Origin of the sequence: Stygiolobus sp. CP850M, assembly GCF_037389425.1 — an archaeon.
Lineage (GTDB): Archaea > Thermoproteota > Thermoprotei_A > Sulfolobales > Sulfolobaceae > Stygiolobus.
In genome coordinates, this window is record NZ_JBBHKR010000071.1 from 1 (window position 1) to 4,489 (window position 4,489).

The window sequence follows — 4,489 nt, forward strand, 5'->3', positions numbered from 1 at the left end:
TTGGAGGGGATGTTGAAATTGACAGCTCCCTATATAACTTGGGGAGAGCTAAATGATGAAGGTTTAAACTTATTGCTAACAAGGCTGAAGACTATTGACGGGAACAAGGTAAATGAGGAGTTTGTGACTAAGGTTATGAAGCTAAGTGGATACACAGAGTTTGTCAAGAAGGTAAAAGAGGGCGAACTGAAATTAAATAAGCTGGATAATTATTTTAAGCTTCCAATCACTTTGCATCCTCCTAAAGGAGGATTTAAGGGAAAGGTTAATAGACCTTATGGTTCAAATGGAGAGTTTGGGTATAGAGGAGAAAAAATTAATGAATTGATTAAGAGGATGGTGTAAGATGGTAGTAAGAAAAGAAAAGAAAAGTAGGAAGTATAGGGGATACAGAACACATGGATGGGGAACAAAAGGACAGCATAGGGATAGAGGTGCGGAAGGTGGAAGAACTATAGGAATGCATAAGGAGAAATGGTCTTGGTTAGTTAAGTATGGAGAAGGCTGGTATGGTAAACATGGATTTAGGAATCCTACATCTAAAGTTATTAATTCAATTAACTTAAGAAAACTTCAAACTTTAATAGACAATGGGACAATTAGACCCACAGAGGAAAATGGTAAGCAAGTAATAGATTTAGAGAAATATGGATATGAGAAGTTACTTGCTGGTGGTAGTTTAACTTCTAAGGTTGTAATAAAAGTTAAACACGCTACGGAAAAAGCTGTCGAAAAGGTCAAACAATTAGGAGGAGAAATTATATTAACCTCAAAGGAGTAAGGCTTTTTAGATTGCAATGGGTTTTGTTGACTTCTTAGAAAAATTAGGGGAATACTTACCAGCAGTTACTAAACCTGAGCAAAAGCCTTCTTTGAGCCAAAAGTTAATGTGGTCATTTATTGCTCTTATAGTATATCTAGTAATGTCATCAATCCCCTTGTATGGCGTCTCATCTACAAATTCTTTTTTAAGTAACTTTTTAGCTGAACAAATAATCTTTGCATCTTCTCAAGGCACTTTAGCCCAATTGGGAATAGGTCCTATAATTACGTCAGGACTTATAATGCAAATTCTTGTTGGTTCTAAACTTATAGAGATGGATTTAGCAAATGAGGAAGACCAGATTAAGTTTACTGAAGCTGAAAAGGGATTAGCTTTCATATTCATTATCGTAGAGTCAGCTCTTTTCGGATATGTATTTACAAAAGCTACTAATAGCCTACTCTTGGCAACAATAGTGACTGCCCAATTAATAGTAGCAACATACATAATTTTGCTCTTAGATGAAATGATTCAGAAAGGTTGGGGTTTAGGATCAGGGATAAGCTTGTTCATTCTTGCTGGTGTAACAAAAATAATGTTCTGGGATATGTTTGGAATAGCTAATGTTCAAAACCAAGATTTACCAGTTGGATTTTTCCCAACTTTAGTATCGTATATTGTATCTGGAAAGAATTTGCTTAACTTAATTGTAAACACTAACACAACAACACCATTTCAGCCGGATCTAGTAGGGTTAATATCAACTATTGCATTAATTTTGCTAATAATTTATTTAACTAATATTAATGTACAAATTCCCGTTACTAGTCCTAGACTTAGGGGTATAAGAAGTACCATTCCTTTAAACTTCTTGTATGTAAGTAGCATTCCAGTTATATTTGTAAGCGTTCTGGGAGCTGATTTTGAATTATTTGCCTCAATAGCTTCTGGAGTATCTTCTGCTGCTGGAACAATAATAGGAGATATAGCTAATGCTTTCTTCTTCCCTCCTTCAAATATACCTCACAGTGTATATGCTTTAGTTCTAGATCCGGTAGGTGCAGTAATATATGCTGCTGTATTTATAGTCCTATCGATAGTTTTCGGAATACTATGGATCGATGTTGCCGGGTTGGATCCAGCCACACAAGCTCAACAGATGGTCGAAGCTGGAGTAGAAATACCGGGTATGAGGAATAATCCGAAAGTTATTGAATCTATCTTAGCTAAATATATTTACCCGTTAGGGTTCTACAGCTCACTCATTGTGGGTGTAATAGCTGTGTTAGCAACATTTCTAGGTGTATATGGAACTGGAGTAGGATTGTTATTAGCTGTCACTATAGCGGTTCAATACTATAATTTATTAGCCTATGAGAGGACACTAGAGATGTACCCGTTATTAAAGAGAATTATTGGTGAGTGAGAGTTGAAAATAGGTATAGTAACTGGTATTCCGGGTGTAGGTAAAACCACCGTTCTACAAAAAGTCAAGGAAATTTTAGATAAAGAAGGTATAAATAACAAGATAATCAACTATGGTGACTTCATGTTAAAGACTGCAATAAGCCTTGGTTATGTAAACAATAGAGATGAGATGAGAAAACTTCCAGTAGAGAAGCAGAGGCAACTTCAAATTGATGCAGCTAAAGGCATTGCTAAAGAGGCAAAGGAAGGAGGAGATGGTATGCTATTCATCGACACTCACGCTGTCATTAAAACTCCTTCAGGTTATCTGCCTGGGCTACCGAAATACGTAATTGAAGAGATAAATCCCTATATTATATTCCTACTTGAAGCGGAACCTAGGTTAATACTTGAAAGACAGAAAAGGGACACCACGAGAAGCAGGACAGACTACAGCGATGAGAAAGTAATTATTGAGACCATAAACTTTGCTAGATACGCTGCTATGGCCTCAGCTGTGCTAGTGGGAGCTACTGTGAAGGTGGTTATTAACGCTGAAGGGGATCCGAGCATAGCTGCAAATGAAATAATAAGGTCGATGAAGTGAATTGCTAGATGTTTTATACAGTTTTAGAAATACTTTTAATATCTTTTTTATTTAATTTTATCCTCTATCTATGGTATAGGTTCTATTTAAATCCAAAAATGACCAAAACAATATTGTTAATAAGAAAGTACGAAGATAGAATATCTTCTATCACCTCTAACAAAAGGAGAAACAAAGTAATGAGAGCAGTATCTTCTGAAGTTCAGACTTATACTAACAAGTTGAGAAATTATATGTTCTTCCAATCATTAACAGTCATAATGGTCTATATGGTAGGTTTATTAATAGTTCTAAACTATATATATCCTTCTTATGTGTATTTTCCATACTCTACTATAGTCACTCCCCCAATAAGCGGTAAGCCCGAGATAAATAACTTGTTCGTTTATATTCTGTCATTCTTGCTGTTTACGCCCTTGTCGTTAAGGAGACCAAAGCTTTTATAAACTTAGGATAAATTCATTTAAATATGCCTTCTCCTCAGCAAAGGTCAAGATCGTTGAGAAGGGTTCAGGTTAGAACACCTTCAGGAAGAACGGTAACTCATTATGAAGATAAGAAAAATTCACAAGCCTTGTGTGCAATATGTAAAAAGCCTTTAAGAGGTGTAAAAACTAATAAGATTCATAAGTACAGTAAAACTGAAAAGAGGCCTGAGAGACCTTTTGGAGGTTATTTATGCCATGATTGTTTAGAAAGATTAATAAAATTAGCAGTAAGAGGGTTTTGATGTTAATAATAATAAGTGGCCCTCCAGGTAGTGGTAAGTCATCTGTAGCTAAGATTTTGGCTAGTTCTTTAAAGATAGAATATGTTTCAGCAGGAATGATTTTCAGAAAGATGGCAGAAGAGAAAAAGTTATCACTAATCGAACTGAATAAAATGGCTGAAAAAGATTTTAACATTGATAAAGCTGTAGATATGGAGTTATTTAACATAATAAGAACAAGCAAAAACTTAGTAGTTGAATCCCATATTGCAGGATGGCTATTTCATAACTACTCGGATTTAACCGTGTACTTAACAGCATCCCTACATACTAGGGCTCAGAGAGTAGCCAAAAGAGATAACATGACAGAAGCTGAAGCTCTGGATCAAATAATAAAAAGGGAAGAAAGTCATAGGGACCGTTTTTTACGATATTATGGTATAGACATGTTGGATCTCTCTGTTTTTGATTTAGTAATAAATACTGAAAACATTACACCGCCATCTATAGTTAATGTAATAGTTGAGTATCTAAAAGGAAAACAGATTCAGTTATCTCCCTCACGTTAAAATAAAGTAATATTTTCGACTAAGAAATGACGTTAGAAGCTTTTATAACAAACTTAACTGGAACAGTAACCGAAATAGGCTGGAGTATCTTCATATTAGCGTGGGCTGTTGGGTGGGCCCTCAGGGGTTCGCCAATACCTATATTTAGGATAAAAAGAGGAGGACAAGATATTCTTGAAGATGCTATAATAGCCGCCTTCTTCTTAGCAATAGGGAGTACTGTGTTCTATCTAATATCATATGTGGCCTCGCAGGTGTGAGAAATGTACAATATATTTGATATACTTTATTATGCACAACTTCTTGCTACTTTAACCTATTTTTTAGGTTCCTTAATTTACGGCCTTCCTATTCCTATATATGGAGTGAAAAAATGGGCTCCCAGACTTATAACGGATGCTATCTACGTGATAGTATGGAATAGCATTTACTTA

Annotated in this window: 8 protein-coding genes; all 8 read left to right on the top strand. The window is 35.4% G+C overall.

Annotated features, from left to right (window positions below):
• The coding region (locus tag WIW89_RS09465; RefSeq protein ID WP_337720576.1) for a 50S ribosomal protein L30 at window positions 1-345 on the top strand (345 nt) is incomplete at its 5' end.
• A gap of 1 nt (window position 346) precedes the next feature.
• A complete protein-coding gene (locus WIW89_RS09470; protein ID WP_337700683.1) occupies window positions 347-781 on the top strand; it encodes an uL15 family ribosomal protein in 435 nt (144 codons plus the stop codon).
• 16 nt (window positions 782-797) lie between these two features.
• Window positions 798-2,189 carry a preprotein translocase subunit SecY gene (secY, locus tag WIW89_RS09475; RefSeq protein ID WP_337720578.1) on the top strand — a complete coding sequence of 464 codons (1,392 nt, stop codon included), beginning with the start codon at window positions 798-800 and terminating at the stop codon, window positions 2,187-2,189.
• Between the two features lie 3 nt (window positions 2,190-2,192).
• Window positions 2,193-2,777, top strand: a complete 585-nt coding sequence (locus WIW89_RS09480) for an adenylate kinase (RefSeq protein ID WP_156005171.1) — start codon at window positions 2,193-2,195, stop codon at window positions 2,775-2,777.
• A 179-nt stretch (window positions 2,778-2,956) separates the two neighbouring features.
• Window positions 2,957-3,223: a hypothetical protein gene (locus WIW89_RS09485; RefSeq protein ID WP_337720579.1), complete on the top strand. Its 267-nt coding sequence runs from the start codon at window positions 2,957-2,959 to the stop codon at window positions 3,221-3,223.
• Window positions 3,224-3,246: 23 nt separating this feature from the next.
• A complete protein-coding gene (locus WIW89_RS09490; protein ID WP_337700678.1) occupies window positions 3,247-3,507 on the top strand; it encodes a 50S ribosomal protein L34e in 261 nt (86 codons plus the stop codon).
• A complete protein-coding gene (cmk, locus tag WIW89_RS09495) occupies window positions 3,507-4,055 on the top strand; it encodes a (d)CMP kinase (protein ID WP_337709549.1) in 549 nt (182 codons plus the stop codon). Before WIW89_RS09490 ends, cmk begins: the two co-directional genes overlap by 1 nt.
• Before the next feature lie 26 nt (window positions 4,056-4,081).
• Window positions 4,082-4,315, top strand: a complete 234-nt coding sequence (gene cedA1, locus WIW89_RS09500) for a DNA import protein CedA1 (protein ID WP_337700674.1) — start codon at window positions 4,082-4,084, stop codon at window positions 4,313-4,315.
• Window positions 4,316-4,489: the final 174 nt, after the last annotated feature.